The sequence below is a fragment of the Pseudomonas sp. BGA-UO-ETr-WB11 genome, assembly GCF_059567785.1.
Map to the genome: position 1 here is coordinate 173,715 of NZ_JCAQOS010000008.1, position 20,546 is coordinate 194,260.

At 59.9% G+C, this 20,546-nt stretch carries 17 protein-coding genes; 9 read left to right on the forward strand and 8 right to left on the reverse strand.

The genetic code is table 11. The features are described from left to right. Positions 1-20 precede the first annotated feature (20 nt). From def to trkA, 4 genes are all read left to right on the forward strand, one after another. The gene (def, locus tag AC56DI_RS14560; protein ID WP_496346809.1) at positions 21-527 is read left to right on the forward strand and encodes a peptide deformylase; all 507 of its coding nucleotides are present in this window, start codon (positions 21-23) and stop codon (positions 525-527) included. A 64-nt stretch (positions 528-591) separates the two neighbouring features. Then, positions 592-1,554 carry a methionyl-tRNA formyltransferase gene (fmt, locus tag AC56DI_RS14565; RefSeq protein WP_496346810.1) on the forward strand — a complete coding sequence of 321 codons (963 nt, stop codon included), beginning with the start codon at positions 592-594 and terminating at the stop codon, positions 1,552-1,554. Then, positions 1,551-2,864: a 16S rRNA (cytosine(967)-C(5))-methyltransferase RsmB gene (gene rsmB / locus AC56DI_RS14570; protein ID WP_496346811.1), complete on the forward strand. Its 1,314-nt coding sequence runs from the start codon at positions 1,551-1,553 to the stop codon at positions 2,862-2,864. The genes fmt and rsmB overlap by 4 nt, the downstream gene beginning before the upstream one ends. Before the next feature lie 46 nt (positions 2,865-2,910). Beyond that, complete coding sequence (gene trkA / locus AC56DI_RS14575) at positions 2,911-4,284, forward strand: Trk system potassium transporter TrkA (RefSeq protein WP_324522010.1); 1,374 nt, start codon at positions 2,911-2,913, stop codon at positions 4,282-4,284. Between the two features lie 110 nt (positions 4,285-4,394). Here the strand turns inward: trkA and AC56DI_RS14580 are convergent, their stop codons facing one another. The 3 genes from AC56DI_RS14580 to AC56DI_RS14590 all read right to left on the reverse strand — a co-directional run bounded on the left by AC56DI_RS14580 (position 4,395) and on the right by AC56DI_RS14590 (position 6,388). Beyond that, on the reverse strand, positions 4,395-4,661 hold the full coding sequence (locus AC56DI_RS14580; RefSeq protein WP_496346812.1) for a PilZ domain-containing protein: 267 nt from the start codon (positions 4,659-4,661) through the stop codon (positions 4,395-4,397). A 64-nt stretch (positions 4,662-4,725) separates the two neighbouring features. Then, positions 4,726-5,613, reverse strand: coding sequence for a lysophospholipid acyltransferase (locus tag AC56DI_RS14585; protein WP_496346813.1), 888 nt, complete (start codon positions 5,611-5,613; stop codon positions 4,726-4,728). A 217-nt stretch (positions 5,614-5,830) separates the two neighbouring features. Then, positions 5,831-6,388 carry a DNA-3-methyladenine glycosylase I gene (locus AC56DI_RS14590; RefSeq protein ID WP_496346814.1) on the reverse strand — a complete coding sequence of 186 codons (558 nt, stop codon included), beginning with the start codon at positions 6,386-6,388 and terminating at the stop codon, positions 5,831-5,833. A gap of 80 nt (positions 6,389-6,468) precedes the next feature. Between AC56DI_RS14590 and glyQ the strand changes: the two genes are divergently transcribed. The 4 genes from glyQ (at position 6,469) to AC56DI_RS14610 (ending at position 10,898) form a co-directional block, all read left to right on the forward strand. Next, entirely contained in the window at positions 6,469-7,416 is a 948-nt protein-coding gene (glyQ, locus tag AC56DI_RS14595; protein WP_496346815.1) for a glycine--tRNA ligase subunit alpha, read from the forward strand. Further along, positions 7,413-9,467, forward strand: coding sequence for a glycine--tRNA ligase subunit beta (glyS, locus tag AC56DI_RS14600; protein ID WP_496346816.1), 2,055 nt, complete (start codon positions 7,413-7,415; stop codon positions 9,465-9,467). The genes glyQ and glyS overlap by 4 nt, the downstream gene beginning before the upstream one ends. A gap of 113 nt (positions 9,468-9,580) precedes the next feature. After that, a complete protein-coding gene (gmhB, locus tag AC56DI_RS14605; protein ID WP_324522017.1) occupies positions 9,581-10,111 on the forward strand; it encodes a D-glycero-beta-D-manno-heptose 1,7-bisphosphate 7-phosphatase in 531 nt (176 codons plus the stop codon). A 13-nt stretch (positions 10,112-10,124) separates the two neighbouring features. Beyond that, a complete protein-coding gene (locus AC56DI_RS14610; RefSeq protein ID WP_496346817.1) occupies positions 10,125-10,898 on the forward strand; it encodes a lysophospholipid acyltransferase family protein in 774 nt (257 codons plus the stop codon). 302 nt (positions 10,899-11,200) lie between these two features. Here the strand turns inward: AC56DI_RS14610 and AC56DI_RS14615 are convergent, their stop codons facing one another. The 5 genes from AC56DI_RS14615 to dnaA form a co-directional block, all read right to left on the reverse strand. Continuing rightward, positions 11,201-13,294, reverse strand: a complete 2,094-nt coding sequence (locus tag AC56DI_RS14615) for a hypothetical protein (protein WP_496347524.1) — start codon at positions 13,292-13,294, stop codon at positions 11,201-11,203. 439 nt (positions 13,295-13,733) lie between these two features. After that, the gene (gyrB, locus tag AC56DI_RS14620; protein ID WP_324520807.1) at positions 13,734-16,151 is read right to left on the reverse strand and encodes a DNA topoisomerase (ATP-hydrolyzing) subunit B; all 2,418 of its coding nucleotides are present in this window, start codon (positions 16,149-16,151) and stop codon (positions 13,734-13,736) included. 3 nt (positions 16,152-16,154) lie between these two features. Then, the gene (gene recF, locus AC56DI_RS14625) at positions 16,155-17,258 is read right to left on the reverse strand and encodes a DNA replication/repair protein RecF (RefSeq protein ID WP_496346818.1); all 1,104 of its coding nucleotides are present in this window, start codon (positions 17,256-17,258) and stop codon (positions 16,155-16,157) included. A 7-nt stretch (positions 17,259-17,265) separates the two neighbouring features. Further along, entirely contained in the window at positions 17,266-18,369 is a 1,104-nt protein-coding gene (gene dnaN, locus AC56DI_RS14630) for a DNA polymerase III subunit beta (protein WP_496346819.1), read from the reverse strand. A 37-nt stretch (positions 18,370-18,406) separates the two neighbouring features. Further along, positions 18,407-19,882: a chromosomal replication initiator protein DnaA gene (dnaA, locus tag AC56DI_RS14635; protein ID WP_496346820.1), complete on the reverse strand. Its 1,476-nt coding sequence runs from the start codon at positions 19,880-19,882 to the stop codon at positions 18,407-18,409. A 522-nt stretch (positions 19,883-20,404) separates the two neighbouring features. On the opposite strand from dnaA, the gene rpmH reads away from it, so the two are divergent. Beyond that, complete coding sequence (gene rpmH, locus AC56DI_RS14640) at positions 20,405-20,539, forward strand: 50S ribosomal protein L34 (RefSeq protein ID WP_002551315.1); 135 nt, start codon at positions 20,405-20,407, stop codon at positions 20,537-20,539. The last annotated feature ends 7 nt before the right edge of the window (positions 20,540-20,546 follow it).

Consider the following 20,546-nt stretch of genomic DNA (forward strand, 5'->3'; position numbering starts at 1 on the left):
CAAGTGCATCACAAACGCATATGGCGATTCTGAACATCCTCGAATTTCCCGATCCACGCCTGCGCACCATCGCCAAAGCGGTGGAGCGGGTCGACGACGACCTGCGCCAGCTGATCGACGACATGTTTGAAACCATGTACGACGCCCCCGGCATCGGCCTGGCGGCCACCCAGGTGAACGTGCACAAGCGCCTGGTGGTGATGGACCTGTCCGAAGACAAGAACGAACCTCTGGTGTTTATTAACCCCGAGTTCGAGTCCCTGACTGACGAAGTCGACCAATATCAGGAAGGCTGCCTGTCAGTGCCGGGCTTCTACGAAAACGTCGATCGCCCGCAAAAAGTCAGAATCAAGGCCCTCGACCGTGACGGCCAGCCCTTCGAGCTGATTGCCGAAGGCCTGCTGGCGGTGTGCATTCAGCACGAATGCGATCACCTTAACGGCAAGCTGTTCGTCGACTACCTGTCGACCCTCAAGCGCGACCGGATCAAGAAGAAGCTGGAAAAACAACACCGCCAGCAAGAATGACCCGCGACCCCAAAGGCTTGCTCTGGCAAGCCTTTTTCTTTAGCCACAGATCAGGCGAACAACCATGACCCAGCCCCTGCGCATCGTTTTCGCCGGCACCCCGGAATTTGCCGCCGCACACCTGAAGGCGCTACTGAACAGCCCTTATCAAGTCGTCGCGGTCTACACCCAACCGGATCGCCCGGCTGGCCGCGGGCAAAAACTGATGCCCAGCCCGGTCAAGCAATTGGCCCTGCAACACGAGATTGCCGTCTACCAACCGCAGACCCTGCGCGACCCGGCCGCCCAGGCCGAATTGGCAGCGCTCAAGCCCGACCTGCTGGTGGTGGTGGCCTACGGCCTGATCCTGCCGCAAGTGGTGCTGGATATTCCGCGCCTCGGCTGCATCAACAGTCATGCCTCGCTGCTGCCGCGCTGGCGCGGTGCGGCGCCGATCCAGCGGGCGATCCAGGCAGGCGACGCGGAAAGCGGGGTGACCGTGATGCAGATGGAAGCTGGCCTGGATACCGGGCCGATGCTGCTCAAGGTCAGCACGCCCATCATTGCCGAGGACACTGGCGGCAGCCTGCATGATCGCCTCGCCGAGCTGGGCCCACCCGCCGTATTGCAGGCCATCGCCGGCATGGCCGCCGGCAGCTTGCGCGGTGAAGTGCAGGACGACAGCCTGGCCACCTACGCACACAAACTGAACAAGGACGAAGCCCTGCTGGACTGGAGCCGCCCGGCCGTGGAGCTGGAGCGCCTGATCCGCGCCTTCAACCCCTGGCCGATCTGCCACAGCAGCCTCAACGGCGCGCCGCTAAAAGTGCTGGCCGCGCACTTGGTTACAGAGCCGGGCGAGGGCCGTGGTGCGCCAGGGGAAATCCTCGCGGCCAGCAAGGATGGTCTGACCGTCGCCTGCGCTGACGGCGCCCTGCGTCTGACCCGTCTGCAACTGCCCGGTGGCAAGGCGCTGAACTTTGCCGATCTGTTCAACAGCCGCCGTGAACAATTCGCCGTCGGCAGCCTGCTCGGGGCTTCGGCATGAACCCTCGTCTGGCCGCCGCCCGCGCCCTGGCCTCGGTGCTCTCCGGCAAAGCGTCGCTGGGCAGCAGCCTGCCGCCGTTGCTGGACAAGGTCGACGCGCGTGATCGCGGCCTGGCTCAGGACCTGGCCTTTGGCACCGCCCGCTGGCAGCCTCGCTTGGCCCTGATTGCCGAGAAGCTGCTGCAAAAGCCCTTCAAGGCCGCCGACCATGATGTCGAAGCACTGCTGCTGGTCGGTCTGTACCAACTTTTTTACACGCGCATCCCGGCCCACGCGGCGATTGGCGAGACGGTCGCCTGCGTCGACAAGCTGAAGAAGACCTCCCTTAAAGGGCTGCTGAATGCCGTGCTGCGCAATGCCCAGCGCGACGGCGATACCATTTGCACCAGCCTGGACAGCGACCCCGTGCTGCACACCGCCCACCCGCGCTGGCTGCAAAAGGCCTTGAAGGCCAATTGGCCAGAGCACTGGCAGGCCATCTGCGCCGCCAACAATGCCCACCCGCCGCTGATTTTGCGGGTCAACCGGCGCCTGCGTAGCCGTGATGCTTACCTGGCAGAACTAGCCACCGCCGGCATTGCCGCCAGCCCTTGCACCTACAGCCGCGACGGCATCGTGCTAGCCCAGGCCTGTGATGTCACCAGCCTGCCGGGCTTCGCTGCCGGACACGTCAGCGTTCAAGACGAGGCCGCGCAACTGGCCGCCGACCTGCTGCAACTGGCCCCCGGCCAGCGCGTGCTGGATGCCTGCTGCGCGCCCGGCGGCAAGACCTGTCATCTGCTGGAAGTCGAGCCCAAACTGGCCCATGTATTGGGTGTCGATCTGGAAGCCAAACGCCTGGTGCGGGTACGCGAAAACCTCGCACGCCTGGGCCTTGAGGCCGAGCTGATCGCCGCTGACGGGCGCGACCTCGCCAGTTGGTGGGATGGCCAGCCGTTCCAGCGCATTCTGCTCGACGCCCCCTGTTCGGCCACCGGCGTGATTCGTCGCCACCCGGATATCAAGCTAACCCGCCAAGCCAGCGACATTACCGCCCTGGCCACACTACAAGGCGAGCTGCTGGACGCGCTGTGGACCACCCTGGAAGTCGGCGGCATCCTGCTGTACGCCACCTGCTCGGTGCTGCCGGAAGAAAACAGCGACAACATCGGCGCGTTTCTGGCGCGTACACCGGGCGCTCGGGAGCTGGATATCGACGGTGAATTTGGCCTCAAGCAGGCCCACGGTCGCCAGTTGTTGCCCCAGGTAGACGGCCATGACGGTTTTTACTATGCCAAGCTGATCAAGATCGCAGCGGCGCCCCAAGGTTAATGAACGGTGTCGACGCCGCCCACGCCGCGTCCACAGGAGTAGTGCAGTGAAGATCATCATTCTCGGTGCCGGCCAGGTCGGCGGCACGCTGGCGGAACATCTGGCCGGCGAGGCCAACGACATCACCGTGGTAGACACCGACACCGAGCGCCTGCGCGACCTCGGCGACCGTCTGGACATCCGTACCGTGGTCGGCCGTGGCTCGTTTCCCACCGTGCTGCGTCAGGCCGGCGCGGATGACGCCGACATGCTGATTGCGGTGACCAACAGCGACGAAGTCAACATGCTCGCCTGCCAGGTCGCCTACACCCTGTTCCACACCCCGACCAAAATTGCTCGGGTGCGCGAATCAGCCTACCTGACCCGCAACGACCTGTTCGACAACGACGCCATCCCGGTGGACGTGTTGATCAGCCCCGAGCAGGTGGTGACCAACTACATCAAGCGCCTGATCGAATACCCCGGCGCCCTGCAGGTGCTCGACTTTGCCGAGGGCAAAGCCCAGCTGGTGGCAGTGCGCGCCTACTACGGTGGGCCGTTGGTGGGCCAGCAACTGAGCCAGTTGCGCGCCCACATGCCGAACGTCGACACCCGTGTGGCGGCGATCTTCCGCCGCGACCGGCCCATCCTGCCGCAGGGCGATACCGTGATAGAGGCTGACGACGAAGTCTTCTTCATCGCCGCCAAGGGCCATATCCGCGCAGTGATGAGCGAGATGCGCCGCCTGGAAGACAGCAACAAACGCATCATCATCGCCGGCGGCGGCAACATCGGTGAACGCCTCGCCGAGGCCATCGAAAGCCGTTACCAGGTGAAGATCATCGAGCGTAATCCGGCCCGCTGCCGCTACCTGTCCGACAGCCTGGAAAGCACCATCGTGCTGCAGGGCAGCGCTTCCGACCGCGACCTGCTGCTGGAAGAGAGCATCGCCGACACCGACATCTTCCTGGCCCTGACCAACGACGATGAAGCCAACATCATGTCCTCGCTGCTGGCCAAGCGCCTGGGTGCGCGCAAGGTGATGACCCTGATCAACAACCCGGCCTACGTCGACCTGGTGCAGGGCGGGCAAATCGACATCGCCATCAGCCCGCAGCTGGCCACAATCGGCACCTTGCTGACCCACGTGCGTCGTGGCGACATCGTCAGCGTTCACTCCCTGCGCCGCGGCGCCGCCGAGGCCATCGAGGCGATTGCCCACGGCGACAGCAAATCCAGCAAAGTGGTCGGCCGGATGATCGAAGACATCGCTCTGCCGCCAGGCACCACCATCGGCGCGATCATCCGCGACGAGGAAGTGCTGATCGCCCACGACGATACGGTGATCGCTTCTGGCGACCACGTGATCCTGTTCCTGGTAGATAAGAAGTACATCCGCGACGTCGAACGGCTGTTCCACGTGGGCCTGAGCTTCTTCTAAGCCCGCGCTGCAGATGCGCTTGGGGGTTGTTTAGGGGCGGCTTGATTCGCGACATTCGCGGCTGAAGCCGCTCCTACAACAGCACGTTTACACCGCAACGGTGTGCTGTATCAGTCGCGCTTGAAGCGCAGCGCCACGCCGCCTGGCTCGAAGCGCACCACCAGCATCTGCACCAACGGCGCTTCCATCGGCAGGCCTTGCACCTGGCCGGTGACTTGCTCGCCGATCTTCAACAGGCTCTGGGCATCGTCGATCACCACAAACACGCCGCTGTCGGAAATATCCCGGGTCACCACCATCAACTCGCCATGGATCGGATGGTCAATGCGGATGCGTACCTTCAACGGGGCACGGGTGTTACTGCGCTGGTTGGTCATGACAAGCCTGTTGTTGTGCTTTTTCTGGGCAGGAAACTGACGTTAGTGGTTAAAGCGTCCGGCATCAATACCATTTTGCCTCGCCCGCTGGGCGCTTCTTGAAGCGCTTCATGGTCCACATGTACTGGCTTGGGTAGGCCTGCACATAACGGCCGATGACAGCACTCATGGCCGCTACGCCTTCTTCCACGTTGTCGCTGTACATGCCCTCGGGGGCGGCTTCGAGAATCACCTTGTAGCCCGAGCCATCGGCCAGGCGCAGGGCATGCAGGAACACCCCAACGGCCTTGCCGCCAGACAGCATGTTAGGCACAAACTTGCTGGTCAGCGCCTGAGTGGCGCAGAAGGGCACGAACACGCCGCTCGACAGGCTCGGCTCCGGGTCCGCCGGGATGCCAACGGCGCCGCCACGGCGCACTTCCTTGATGACGCTGAGGATGCCTTCCTTGGTCGAGGCCGCGACCTTGTTGCCCATCTGTACGCGCTGCTTTTGCAGCAGCTCATCGACCGCCTTGAGCTTGGGTGGGCGGTAGAAAATGATCGGTTTGCACTGCGCGCAGTAGAAGTGGTTGAGCACCTCCCAATTGCCCAGGTGACTGGTAATGCCAACCACGCCCTTGCCCGAGGCGAGCGCCGCCTCCAGCACGTCCAGGCCTTCGACTTCACGAACCAGATCGATCGACTTCTGCGCCGGCCAGATCCACGCGCAGGCGCTTTCGGTAAAGGTCCGGCCGATGTCCATCAGCGCCCGGCCGAGCAAGGCTTCGCGCTCGACGGCGGACAACTCAGGAAAGCACTTGGCCAGATTGATCCGCGCCACCTCACGAGAGCCATTGGGCAGTTTCCACATCAACCAACCGATGGCGGCGCCCACGGCCTGCACGGCGCGCCAGGGCAACAGGGCGAACAAGCGCAGGAAGCCAACCACCAGTGCGCCTTTGAATTTTTCCACAAGAACCACTCCATTAACGGCCAACCGCCGGCATTGTACGGGATCGTCAGCTCTAGGAGCCTGTCGGACTTAGCGCTGTCCTACTGCGGAAAAGCCGGACTTGGTCATTTTTCGTGCTCTTTTTCGTTGAATAGAATGACTATTCGCCTCAAAAGAGCACGAAAAGTGCCTCAACCCGGTCTTTCCCTCGCTACGAACGGTCAAGCCCGACAGGCTCCTAGCGCGGGTTGGCCAGGAGTCGGTAACGATCACAATCGGTGGTGTGGTCCATGACCATGCCGGCCGCCTGCATATAGGCGTAGCAAATGGTCGGCCCGACGAAGGTGAATCCGGCCTTTTTCAGCGCCTTGCTCATCGCCTCGGCCTCCGCCGTGATGGCTGGCACGTCGCTGCGGCCTGCGAAGTGATTGATCTTCGCCGCCCCACCGACAAACGACCAGAGCAGCCCGACCGGATCGTCCAGGCGCAACCAGGCCTGGGCGTTCTGCCGCGCAGCCTTGAGCTTGAGGCGGTTGCGGATGATGCCGGGGTCCAGCATCAGCGCCTCGATCTCCTCATCGCTCAGTACCGCCAAGCGTTGCGCATCGAAGCCAAACAGCACCTGGCGATAGCGCTCACGTTTTTTCAGCACCGTGATCCACGACAGGCCGGCCTGAAAACCTTCCAGCAGCAACAGCTCGAACAGCCGTTGCGGGTCGCGCAGCGGTACGCCCCATTCGTCATCGTGATAGGCGATGTAGAGGGGATCATCGTTACACCAGAAGCAGCGCGGCATAAGGCTCCAAGGGGTGGCGGCGGGGAGGAATCGGGTATACTCCCGGGCTTTCCGTCGCAGCCTAAGAACAGGTGAATTTAGTGACCCAGCCTACGCCTGCCGTGCGCACCTTCCAAGATTTGATCCTCGCCCTCCAGCAATACTGGGCTGAGCAAGGCTGTGTGGTGCTGCAGCCCTACGATATGGAAGTCGGTGCCGGTACCTTCCATACCGCTACGTTTCTGCGCGCCATCGGCCCGGAAACCTGGAACGCCGCCTACGTGCAACCAAGCCGCCGTCCCGCTGACGGCCGCTATGGCGAGAACCCCAATCGTCTGCAGCACTACTACCAGTTCCAGGTGGTGTTGAAGCCGAACCCGGAAAACTTCCAGGAGCTGTACCTCGGCTCATTGAAGGCCATCGGCCTCGACCCGCTGGTGCACGACATTCGCTTCGTTGAAGACAACTGGGAATCGCCGACCCTCGGCGCCTGGGGTCTGGGCTGGGAAATCTGGCTGAACGGCATGGAAGTCACCCAGTTCACCTACTTCCAGCAAGTCGGCGGCATCGAGTGCTACCCGGTGACCGGCGAGATCACCTACGGCCTGGAGCGTCTGGCCATGTACCTGCAGGGCGTGGATTCGGTCTACGACCTGATCTGGACTGACGGCCCGTTCGGCAAGGTCACCTACGGCGACGTGTTCCACCAGAACGAAGTGGAGCAATCCACTTACAACTTCGAACACGCCAACGTCGACAAGCTGTTCGAGCTGTTCGATTTCTACGAGTCCGAAGCCAACCGCCTGATTGAGCTGCAACTGCCGCTGCCGACCTACGAAATGGTCCTCAAGGCCTCACACACCTTCAACCTGCTGGATGCGCGCCGGGCGATCTCGGTGACCGCACGTCAGCAGTACATCCTGCGCGTGCGCGCCCTGGCCCGCGCCGTGGCGCAGAGCTACTTGCAAGCCCGCGCCAAGCTTGGCTTCCCGATGGCAGCGGCTGATCTACGCGATGAAGTGTTGGCAAAACTGGAGGCAGCAGAATGAGTGCGCACGATTTCCTGGTTGAGTTGGGCACCGAAGAGCTGCCACCGAAAACCCTGAAAAACCTCGGCCAAGCCTTCCTCAGCGGCGTCGAGAAGGGCTTGAAAGCCGCTGGCCTGAGCTACAGCAGCGCACGCATCTATGCCGCACCGCGGCGCCTGGCCGTGCTGGTTGAGCAGCTGGCCAGCCAGCAGCCGGATCGCAGCGTCAACCTCGACGGCCCGCCCGTGCAGGCCGCCTTCAATGCCGAAGGCCAGCCGACCCAGGCCGCCCTCGGTTTCGCCAAGAAGTGCGGCGTCGACCTGGCGCAGATTGACGCCAGCGGCCCGAAGCTGAAATTCAGCCAGAACATAGCCGGCCAACCCGCCGCCAGCCTGCTGCCAGGCATCGTCGAGACGTCGCTGAACGAGCTGCCGATTGCCAAGCGCATGCGCTGGGGCGCACGCAAGACCGAATTCGTCCGCCCAACCCAGTGGCTGGTGATGCTGTTTGGTGACGAGGTGATCGACTGCGAAATCCTCGCCCAGAAGTCCGGGCGCCTGTCCCGTGGCCATCGCTTCCATCACCCGGATCAGGTGCGCATTTCCAAGCCGTCGACCTACTTGGAAGACCTGCGCAGCGCCTATGTGCTGGCCGACTTGAACGAACGCCGCGCGCTGATCAGCGCCCGCGTTGCCGAACTGGCCGCCGAGCAGCAGGGCACCGCCATCGTGCCGGCTGATCTGCTGGATGAAGTCAGCTCGTTGGTGGAATGGCCGGTGCCGCTGGTGTGTTCGTTCGAGGAACGCTTCCTCGACGTGCCGCAAGAAGCCCTGATCACCACCATGCAGGACAACCAGAAGTACTTCTGTCTGCTGGATGCCCATGGCAAGTTGCTGCCGCGCTTTATCACTGTGGCTAACGTCGAGAGCAAAGACCCGGCGCAGATCATTTCCGGCAACGAAAAAGTCGTGCGTCCACGCCTGACCGACGCCGAGTTCTTCTTCAAACAAGACAAGAAGCACAGCCTGGAAAGCCTCAACCAGCGCCTGGCCAATGTGGTGTTCCAGGCGCAACTGGGCTCGGTGTTCGACAAGGCGCAGCGCGTCTCGGCTCTGGCCGGCTTTATTGCCACGCGCATCGGCGGCGACGCCACCCGCGCAGCCCGCGCCGGCTTGCTGAGCAAATGCGACCTGGCCAGTGAAATGGTCGGCGAGTTCCCGGAAATGCAGGGCGTGGCCGGTTACTACTACGCCAAGCACGACGGCGAAGCCGACGACGTGGCCCTGGCCCTGAACGAGCAATATATGCCACGCGGTGCCGGCGCCGAGTTGCCGAGCACCCTGACCGGCGCCGCCGTAGCGGTGGCCGACAAGCTCGATACCTTGGTGGGCATATTTGGCATCGGCATGCTGCCGACCGGCTCCAAAGACCCTTACGCCCTGCGCCGAGCGGCCCTGGGCGTGCTGCGGATCCTGATCGAGAAGCAGCTGGACCTGGATCTGGCCGAAGCCATTGAGTTTGCCATCGAGCAGTTCGCCGACAAGGTTAAAGCCGAAGGCCTGGGCCTGCAGGTGCACGACTTTATCTTCGACCGCCTACGCGCCCGTTATGAAGACGAAGGCGTGGACGTGGCCGTGTATCAAGCCGTGCGCGCCCTGTCGCCAACCGCACCGCTGGACTTCGATCAGCGCGTGCAAGCCGTACAGGCTTTCCGCGCGCGCAGCGAAGCCGCCGCCCTGGCTGCTGCCAACAAGCGCGTGTCCAACCTGCTGGGCAAGTTCGACGGTGAAGTTCCAGAGGTAGTGGCCAACGCCCTGCTGCTGGAGCCGGCTGAACAAGCCTTGGCGCAGGCGGTGTTTGTCGCGGCCCAGGCCGTCGCGCCACTGGCCGCCGCACGCCAGTACCGCGAGACCCTGGAGCAACTGGCCAGCCTGCGCGAGCCGGTGGACGCCTTCTTCGAGGCGGTGCTGGTGAATGCCGACGACGCCGAAGTCCGCGCCAACCGCTATGCGCTGCTGGCACAACTGCGCGGCCTGTTCCTCGGCGTGGCCGATATCTCGCTGCTGGGTTGATTGCGCGGGGTAGGATGGGTTGAGCGCAGCGATACCCATGCCGCCGAGCATGGGCTCGCTTCTCTATCGATGGGTTACGTCGCGCTGCGGCTAACCCATCTTATGGATTCGCTATGAAACTGTTAATCCTCGACCGTGACGGCGTGATTAATTACGACTCCGACGACTACATCAAATCGGTCGATGAGTGGATTCCGCTGCCCGGCGCCATCACGGCCATCGCAGACCTGAGCAAGGCCGGCTGGACCGTGGCCGTAGCCACCAATCAATCTGGCCTGGCCCGTGGCTATTACACGCCAGCCACCCTCGACGCCATGCACCAACGCCTGCGCCAACTGGTGGCAGAGCAGGGCGGCGACGTCGGCCTGATCGTGCACTGCCCCCACGGCCCGGATGACGGCTGCGCTTGCCGCAAACCGAAACCCGGTATGCTCCAGCAGATTGCGGCCCATTACGGCGTGAGCCTTGCAGGTTTGTGGTTTGTGGGTGACAGCCGTGGTGACCTCGACGCCGCTTTGGCCGTCGATTGTCAGCCCGTTTTGGTAAAAACCGGCAAGGGCGAACGCACGCTGAGCAACGCATTGCCAGCGGGCACTTTAATTTTCGAGGACCTGGCGGCCGTGGCCGCGCAGCTCCTTCACTAGGGTCAAAGCTCACATGTCGACAGTGCAGGCCATCAGAACCTTTGTCTTTTACCTGCTGCTGTCACTCAGCGCCTTGTTCTGGTGCACCCTGAGCATGTTTGTCGCGCTCTTCCTGCCGTTTCGCCTGCGCTACCGCTTTATCAATGTCTACTGGTGCCGCTTCGCCGTCTGGCTGACCAGCGCCATGCTCGGCATCCGTTATGAAGTGATCGGCGCCGAGCATGTGCCCAGCCAGCCCTGCGTGATCCTGGCCAACCACCAGAGCACCTGGGAAACCTTCTTCCTGTCCTGCTACTTCCAGCCCCTGAGCCAGGTGCTCAAGCGCGAGCTGCTGTATATCCCGTTCTTCGGCTGGGCCATGGCTATGCTCAAGCCCATCGCCATTGACCGCAGCAACCCCAAGGCCGCACTCAAACAATTAGCCAAGCAGGGCAACGAATGCCTGGAGCAGGGCACCTGGGTGCTGATTTTCCCGGAAGGCACACGCATGCCGGTCGGACAGATCGGCAAGTTCACCCGCGGTGGCGCCTCACTGGCCGTCAACGCTAACCTGCCAGTCCTGCCAATCGCCCACGACGCCGGTGCCTACTGGCCCAAACAGGGCTGGGCAAAACGCGCGGGCACCATCAAAGTGGTGATTGGTGCGCCGATGTACGCCGAGGGCACTGGGCCACGAGCAATTGCCGAGCTCAACGACCGTGCCTTTGCCTGGGTGCGGCAGACCCAGATCGATATCGGCGCCCTCGGGCCTGATGCTCAGCCTGTCAGCACGGCTGCCGACGCCTGAGCGTTTGTGGATAAGCTGTGGGCTAAATACCGGCAGTTCGCCATCAGTCACGCTAACGCTCTGTTTTGCTAGATGTTTATCTCTATGCCAGGCAAAACGGTAAAAGTGCATAAGTTATTCCCATGCTGCCGTTTTGCCAGCCCCCTGGCCCGTCTAGCCGCCCGCTAAACGATCAGAGCAGCCTGAACTAGGGCATGACTGGAACTACGGCCACAACGCCGTTTTCACGCCCTTCACCAGCCCCTAAAAGCCAAAAGGCGCCGACCCCAGTGGGGTGACGCCCTGACTCAGCACAGCAAAGCTCAGCTGTGCTTCTGCTCAAACTGGTTGAGCGAGATGACCCGTGTTTTGCCGATCCGGTGACGGTAGATCTCGCGCAGGTACTTGATCGACTTCTTCACGCTTTCACGGGACAGGCGAATGTCATTGATCGAGACGAACTTGCTCTGATCGTTGATCAACTCGCGGTACTTCTTCTCGTACATCGGCTTGATCGCATACCAGTTGGTATCGAGGATCTTGGCCGGATTTTCGTACTCGTTGAGCATGGCGTCGATGCGTGCCTCATCGAACTCCTCAGCGACGATCAGCTCAAGAATGGCGTTGTCCAGGCTCTCATCGAAACGGTGCGGTTCACGGGCGAAGCAGCGTTTGATAAAGGCCACGATCAGGGTCAGGAAGTCGTCCGACAGGCACGGGCTCTTGACGATCAGGGTGGTCAGCGACAGGTTGGCCGACGCGCCAATCACCAGTGCATAGCGCTTCAGGGTGGTGTTGGGGAACAGGTTATTGAGGTGGGTCTTAAGGCGGTTAAGGTCCATGTAGGACAGCTTGTAGTCCTTGGGCAACGAGACGATGGACACCACCGACGAGCAGTTCTTGAAGAAGTGCAGGTCGCTTAGCTCAGCGGCGTTGTACTCGGACTTTTTATACTGCTCCAGCGCTTCGCGGTAACGCTTGGACTCGATCGGCAGCAGGCTGATGCCCTCGATGGCCTGGGTCACCTTGTTGAAGTGCGGCAGGTCGATGGAGCGGAAGAACAGATCGTCGATATTCAACCGCGCCGGCTCTTTGTCCATCACCCGGAACTTGTCCAGCGGCGCCGCAGCACTCTGCTCCGGCACCACCGACTCGGCATAAGCGACTGCCACAGGGCCTGCCAGGCTCATAAACAGGTCGTTGGCATCCAGGCGGATGGTTTCACCGATATCGATACCCGCACGGCGGAAGTAGTTCTGGTCGTAATCCGTCGTCACTGCCTGGGCGGTGAGGATGTTGAAGATCTGCTGGGAGATGTACTGGTTGGCGTGACGCTCCATGGCGTTGACGTCGATGTTCTGGATATTGCCGTCGTCGCTCTCTTCGGCGTAACGCATGATGTCGTTGGAGATCAGCATCATGGCGTTCCACGGGCGGATGCGGCGCATCACGCTTTCTTCGCTGTTCTCTTCATTGTCGAAGTTGTAGGAGAAGTCCCACTCCTCGGCGAGGTACTTGCACAGCAAGCGACCGGCGTTGATGTGCAGTGCTTCGGACATCTCGCTGCGCTGATCGGAGATGTTTGGCAGGATACAAATACCGCTGGTGAAGATCGGTTCAAAGACGAAGGAGTGGTCGCGATTCTCCACATTGTCTTCGGCCTTCTTGGTGTCGAAGGTTTTGCTCATGTAGGCAAACTGCTGGGCCAGACCAAACTCCGAGGCCATGCCCGAACCAGTGCCACCGCCGGCGCTGAAGATGTAGAAATACAGGCGCGACTGGTTGGCTTTAATACCGCAGGAGTCGATCAGGTAACTGTGGATAAACTTCCAGTCGGCATTGCTGAAGCGCTGGGTATCTTTGTTGAGAATGATCTTGGCCAAGTACTGACCGAGGATCGGCGCGTTACCAGCGCCGCCCGCATGCACCTCAGAGAGGTCCATGATCTTCATCTTGCTGTAGTCACTGAGGAAGCCGCTGGTTTCCCCTTTGCGTGAGAAGCGGATGCGGCCTTCGATGTCCTTGTCCAGGTCACCCAGCATCACCAACGGCTCGATCAGGAACACCGGTTTGCTGTCCTTGCTTGGCGCGCGCAACAGATTGCTGCGAATCCAGCGGGTAGGGCGGAAGTCCTGCTCGGTGGTGGCCTTTTCTTCGCTCTTGAATTCACTCAGGTAAAACTGCCGGGCGTTGTACACCAACGAAGCCACATCCAAGGCGATATTCGAGCCGCAACGGCCCAAACCAATCAAGCACACAGAAGGGAAGTGCTGCACCCGACGTTCGCCGTCGTCATCGTGATTGGCCGGCGGAAATACCAGGCTGCGCAAGCCGTCGAGGTTGTCAAGGATGCGGTCGATATCGCTCTCGGTGAAGTACATGTACTTCTCGCCGTTGCGCTCAATAACCGGCGGCATCAGTGCTGGCAGCACATCGATATCAGCAGGAGCGAGCAGGTTATCGGCGAGTGCAGCCAGGGTGGCTTCAAGCGCAGGGGTGGGGGTGGCGTCTTTTTTTGTTTTCATTGGCGACAGTCCGGCGGCTTAGATATTCAGGGTGGCAGATGGCCACAAAGTATTCTGCTAAGCCTTGGTTTTAGCATGAAAGAAACAAAATCTCGCGGTCACTCAGTGACAATGTGATCCACTGCAGCCTAATAGCTGCCCCACTGGCTTGCGTCACAACGGGCTAAGGCCACTCGCTGTTCAACCTACGCGTGGTGCCTGCGGGCGGCAATTCATAGCGATCGTTGCAGCCAGTACGGCTCCTCAGCCAAATGCAAAACCCCTCGGCAGATAGACTCTGCCGAGGGGTTTTGGGTGCCATCAACGGAGAGCAGAGCCCTCCTTGATCGGATCAGAAGTCCAGGTTGGACACTGCCAGGGCATTGCTTTCGATGAACTCACGGCGCGGCTCAACTTCATCGCCCATCAGGCAGTTGAAGATCTGGTCAGCGCTGATGGCATCTTCAATGGTGACCTTGAGCATGCGTCGAGCATCCGGGTCCATGGTGGTTTCCCACAACTGATCCGGGTTCATTTCGCCCAGACCTTTATAGCGCTGAATGCTGTGGCGTTTAGTGCTTTCGGTCATCAACCAAGCCAGGCCTTCCTTGAAGCTGGTGACAGGCTTCTTGCGCTCGCCACGCTTAACGAAGGCGGTCTCTTCCAACAGGCTGTTGAGTTTCTGCCCGAGGCTGGTGACCGTTTTGTAATCGTTACTGGCGAAGAAGTCGCGGTTGAACATGATGTAGTTCGACACGCCGTGGGAAATCAGCTCGACCTTTGGCAGCCACAGGTGGCGCTCGGCATCTTCATGCAGGCTGGTTTTGTACACCAGACCGGACTTCTCCACACCACGCAGACGCTCGTTGAACTGCTCCAACCAACCTTGCATGACCGCTTGATCGGCCAGGTCTGTCAGGCTGACGGCTGGCAGGTAGATGAAGTGTTCAGTCAGCTCCTGCGGGTACAGACGCGACAGGCGCTTGAGGGTCTTCATCACCATGCGGAAGTCGTTAACCAGCGACTGCAGGGCTTCGCCGGCAATCCCTGGAGCGCTGTCGTTGACGTGCAAGCTGGCATCTTCGAGGGCCGACTGGGTCATGTATTCCTCCATGGCCTCGTCGTCCTTGATGTACTGCTCCTGCTTGCCCTTCTTGACCTTGTACAGCGGTGGTTGAGCGATGTAGATGTAGCCACGCTCAATCAGCTCCGGCAACTGACGGAAGAAGAAGGTCAGCAGCAGGGTGCGGATGTGCGAACCGTCGACGTCGGCGTCGGTCATGATGATGATGTTGTGGTAGCGCAGCTTGTCGATGTTGTACTCGTCGCGACCGATGCCACAGCCCAGGGCGGTGATCAAGGTGCCGACCTCCTGGGAGGAAATCATGCGGTCAAAACGCGCACGTTCAACGTTGAGGATCTTGCCCTTGAGCGGCAGGATGGCCTGGGTCTTGCGGTTACGCCCCTGCTTGGCAGAGCCGCCCGCGGAGTCCCCTTCCACTAGGTAAAGTTCGGACAAGGCCGGATCTTTTTCCTGGCAGTCGGCCAGCTTGCCTGGCAACCCGGCAATATCCAGAGCGCCTTTGCGACGGGTCATTTCCCGCGCTTTACGGGCAGCTTCACGGGCACGGGCGGCGTCGATCATCTTGCCGACTACGGCCTTGGCTTCGTTGGGGTTTTCCAGCAGGAAGTCGGCGAAGTGCTTGCCCATCTCCTGTTCCACCGCAGTTTTCACCTCGGAGGAAACCAGCTTGTCTTTGGTCTGCGAACTGAATTTCGGGTCCGGAACTTTCACCGAAATGATCGCAGTCAAACCTTCACGGGCATCATCACCTGTAGTGGCGACCTTGTGCTTCTTGGCCAGACCTTCCTGCTCGATGTAGTTGTTCAGGTTACGCGTCAGGGCCGAGCGGAAGCCCGCCAAGTGCGTACCGCCATCGCGCTGGGGAATGTTGTTGGTGAAGCACAACAGGTTCTCGTTGAAGCTGTCGTTCCACTGCAACGCCACTTCTACACCCACGCCATCTTCACGCTGGACGTTGAAGTGGAACACCTGGTTAACCGGTGTCTTGTTGGTGTTTAGATATTCAACGAAGGCACGCAAACCACCCTCGTACTTGAACAGTTCTTCCTTACCGCTGCGCTCGTCCTTGAGGACGATGCCGACACCGGAGTTGAGGAACGACAGTTCGCGCAAACGCTTAGCGAGGATGTCCCAGCTGAAATGAATGTTCTTGAACGTCTCGCTCGAAGGCTTGAAGTGAATCTGCGTGCCGGTGGCATCGCTGTCGCCGACGATACGCATCGGCTCCTGCGGTACGCCATGAATGTAGGTCTGTTCCCAGATGTGGCCGCTGCGACGCACAGTCAGCAACAGCAACTCGGAGAGGGCGTTCACCACGGAAACACCTACACCGTGCAGACCACCGGATACTTTGTAGGAGTTGTCGTCGAACTTACCGCCGGCGTGCAACACCGTCATGATCACTTCGGCAGCCGAAACGCCTTCTTCCTTGTGCACATCCACAGGAATACCGCGACCGTTGTCACGCACGGTGATCGACTCATCCGGGTGGATGGTGATGCTGATGTCGTTGCAATGACCGGCCAGCGCTTCGTCGATCGAGTTGTCGACCACCTCGAACACCATGTGGTGCAGACCACTGCCATCGTCGGTGTCGCCGATGTACATACCGGGACGCTTGCGTACGGCATCCAGGCCTTTCAGCACCTTGATACTGTTGGAGTCGTACGTCTGGTTTTCGCTCATGCCTTACTCCCGGTGGTCTTGGGTCTGGGTGATCTGGCCATGTTCCACGTGGAACATGGCAACTGGCGTATCCGTGCGCCAGCCTTGCCTCAACAATTCGTGGTCTACACAGGTAATGAATACCTGGCAGTGTAAGTCTTCCAGCAAACGGCACAGGGCCTGACGATGCTGCTCATCCAGTTCTGACGGTAGGTCATCCACCAGATACAAACATTGTCCGCGTTTGGTCTGATTGACCAAATGCCCCTGGGCAATTTTAAGAGCGCATACCACCAGCTTCTGCTGGCCGCGGGAGAGCATATCCACCGCGTTGTAAGCGCCCATGCGTAAACGTAAATCTGCCCGCTGCGGGCCAGCCTGGGTATGGCCTAACTGCTGGTCACGGATCAGTGAAGCACTGAGTACTTCACTCAAATCACGCTCCTTGTCCCAACCTCGGTAATAGCTCAAGGTCAGATCAGGAAGGTCCAACAGCTCACTCAAGGTCTGCTCAAACTCAGGCTTGAGGGCCTGGATATAACTGCGTCGGTAGCCATCGATTTCGTCGCTGGCCAGACACAGCTCACGGTCCCAGGCTGCTTGCGCAGCGCCGTCCAGTGTACCACGGCGCAGCCATGAGTTCCGCTGACGCAAGGCCTTCTGCAGGCGCTGCCAGGCCGGCAGAAAGCGTGGTTCCACGTGGAACACACCCCAATCAAGAAACTGCCGGCGAATCTTCGGTACACCTTCAAGAAGGCGAAAGCTGTCAGGGTTGATCAGTTGCAGTGGCAAGGTTTCTGCCAGCTGTGCAGCGCTGCGCACATTCTCGCCATCAATGCGTATGTGCAGCTCGCCCAGGCGATTGCGGGAAATGCCAAGGCTGCTGAGTCCGCCCTGAGCCAAAGCGACCTGACCGAATACCGTGCACTCATCAACTTCGTGCTGGATAACCGGAAGCAAGCGGGAACTGCGAAACGAGCGAGCCAGGCCGAGCAAGTGAATGGCTTCCAGCAAACTGGTTTTGCCGCTGCCATTGTCGCCGGAGAGGATGTTGATGCGAGGGGAGGGGGAGAGCGTCGCCGGATGCAGGTTACGCACCGCGGCGACGGTAAAGCGGGTCAATGCCATTGAAGGGTTACAGACGCATCGGCATGACAACGTAAGCGGAGTCGTCGTTGCCAGCTTCTTGTACCAGGGCGCTACTGTTGGAGTCGGAGAGAATCAGACGCACCTGCTCAGTGGTCATCACACCCAGCACATCCAGCAGATAGCTGACGTTGAAGCCGATCTCCAGGCTGCCGCCGTTGTAGTCGACAGCCACTTCTTCTTCTGCCTCTTCCTGCTCAGGGTTATTGGCCTGAATCTTCAACAGGCCCGAGGCCAGTTGCAGGCGAATACCACGGTACTTCTCGTTGGAGAGAATCGCAGTACGGCTGAAGGCTTCACGCAAACCCTGACGATCCGCCAACACCAGCTTGTCGCCGCCACGTGGTAACACACGCTCGTAGTCAGGGAACTTGCCGTCGACCAACTTCGAAGTGAAGGTGAACTCGCCCGTGGTAGCGCGAATGTGATGCTGGCCAAGGACGATGCTGACGGTGCCATCCTGCTCGGTGAGCAAGCGTGCCAATTCAAGAATGCCTTTGCGCGGCACAATGACCTGATGCTTGTCGGCCTGCTCGATGCCGGCTTCCATGGAGCACATGGCCAAGCGGTGACCATCGGTGGCGACGGCGCGCAGGACATTGGCGCTAACCTCAAGAAGCATGCCGTTGAGGTAATACCGCACGTCCTGCTGAGCCATAGCGAAGCTGGTGCGCTCGATCAAACGACGCAGCTTGCTCTGAACCAGAGTAAACGTCAGCGAGCCCTGGCCATCTTCCACCGATGGGAAATCGTTGGCCGGCAGAGTCGACAGAGTAAAACGGCTGCGGCCGGCCTTGACGATCAGCTTTTGCTCATCGACGCGAATGTCGATCAGCGCGTCGTTCGGCAGGCTCTTACAGATGTCCATTAGCTTGCGCGCCGGCACAGTGATCTCGCCTGGCTCGGCTGCATCTTCCAGGGTCACGCGACCAACCAGCTCGACCTCAAGGTCGGTGCCGGTAAGGGACAACTGCTGGCCTTCTACCACCAGCAACACATTGGAGAGCACCGGCAGGGTTTGCCGACGCTCGACCACGCCAGCAACCAGTTGCAGCGGTTTCAACAGAGCTTCGCGTTGAATAGTGAAATGCATGGTCTAGTCCCTTCCCTCGTGGGGCTGCAAGTGGATATCAGGTAGTCAGCGTACGCAGCAGGTTCTTATAGTCTTCACGGATGTCCGCATCGGACTCGCGCAGTTCAGCAATCTTACGACAGGCGTGCAACACGGTGGTGTGGTCTCTGCCACCAAAGGCATCGCCAATTTCCGGCAAGCTGTGATTAGTCAGCTCTTTCGACAGCGCCATAGCCACCTGCCGTGGCCGCGCCACAGAACGCGACCGGCGCTTGGAGAGCAGGTCGGAAATTTTGATTTTGTAGTATTCGGCCGTGGTGCGCTGGATGTTGTCGATGCTGACCAGCTTGTCCTGCAGTGCCAGCAGGTCTTTCAGCGACTCACGAATCAACTCGATGGTGATGTCGCGGCCCATAAAGTGCGAATGGGCAATCACTCGCTTAAGCGCACCTTCCAATTCGCGCACGTTGGAACGAATACGTTGGGCAATAAAGAAGGCAGCGTCATGGGGCAGATCGACTTTGGCCTGATCGGCCTTCTTCATCAAAATCGCCACCCGTGTTTCCAACTCAGGCGGCTCAACAGCGACCGTCAGGCCCCAGCCGAAGCGGGACTTGAGACGTTCTTCCAGGCCTTCAATTTCCTTGGGGTAGCGGTCGCTGGTGAGAATCACCTGCTGACCACCTTCTAGCAAGGCGTTGAAGGTATGGAAGAACTCTTCCTGGGAGCGCTCTTTCTTGGCGAAGAACTGAATGTCATCGATCAGCAGCGCATCCACCGAACGGTAAAAACGCTTGAACTCGTTGATGGCATTCAGCTGCAGGGCCTTGACCATGTCCGCCACAAAACGCTCGGAATGCAGGTAAACCACCTTGGCATTCGGGTTTTTCTTCAGCAGATGATTACCCACCGCATGCATCAAGTGGGTTTTACCCAGACCGACGCCGCCGTACAGAAACAACGGGTTGTACCCATGCTTGGGGTTATCGGCCACCTGCCAGGCTGCCGCACGGGCCAACTGGTTGGATTTACCTTCGACAAAATTCTCGAAGGTAAAGGTGCGGTTCAGATAACTGGTGTGTTTCAGCCCGCCTTCGACCTGCACCGAACGCTCGGTACGAGGGGCCTGGACCGGTGCATTGGCGCCAATCATGGGGTCAAAGCTGACGCGCGAAGGCTCATTGCTGACCACCGGGGCAGGGGCCGCATTGCTCGACGTAGGCGCGACGTTTGCAGGCGCTACAGAGTTGACAGGCGCGACTGGTGTTGCGGCCCGTGCTGCAGCACTGCGCTTGCTGCCTATTAATAAGGACAGCGCTGGCGGCATGCCGCTGCTGCGCTCGCCGAGCAACTCAAGCAGGCGGCTCAGGTACTTTTCATTCACCCAGTCGAGGACAAATCGATTGGGGGCATACACACGCAGCTCATCGCCTTCAGCTTCGATCTGGAGTGGACGGATCCAGGTATTGAATTGTTGGGCAGGCAGTTCATCGCGTAGAAGATCCACGCACTGCTGCCAGAGTTCCATGGACACGAAGATCCCCTAAAGTCGCCGGACGACAGAGCAAAAAACAGCTGCAATTGTACCGATCGACCGCAAGGTTATCCACAAGAAGCGGCGTTAGTGAGCAAGTAAAAACAAAGCCTTAGGAAACCCGCGGGTTAACAAATAACCGACAGGAGGTCTGTGGATAACCGTGCCTAAACCCCCACTCAAAGGCTTGGGATAAGCCATGGGATAACCCGCCTGTGGACAAGTAGCGATTCTATCCCCAGCTTGTGCGCGGCTAAACCACAGGTAGAGCACGGTTTGCTGACAACCTTCAGTATCGCTGTAGACCTTGCAGGGTATGGGCTGTAGGCGGTTATCCACAGAAAACACGCTGTGTAAGAGTAATAAATATCACTAAAAGCTTTAAATATCTTTCCTTTTTATATTCTTACTAGACAGAAACCTCTGGTTGGAAATTGACCTGAGGCCTCAGCTTCTCTAGAATTGCCGGTCTCTTTAAACGGGGGCCATTCCGGCCCGTAGTCGACCACCAGGTAACGCACCATGAAACGCACTTTCCAACCAAGCACTATCAAGCGCGCTCGCACCCACGGTTTCCGTGCCCGTATGGCCACCAAGAACGGCCGTGCTGTTCTGTCCCGTCGCCGTGCCAAAGGCCGTAAGCGTCTGGCAGTCTGATAAGCCC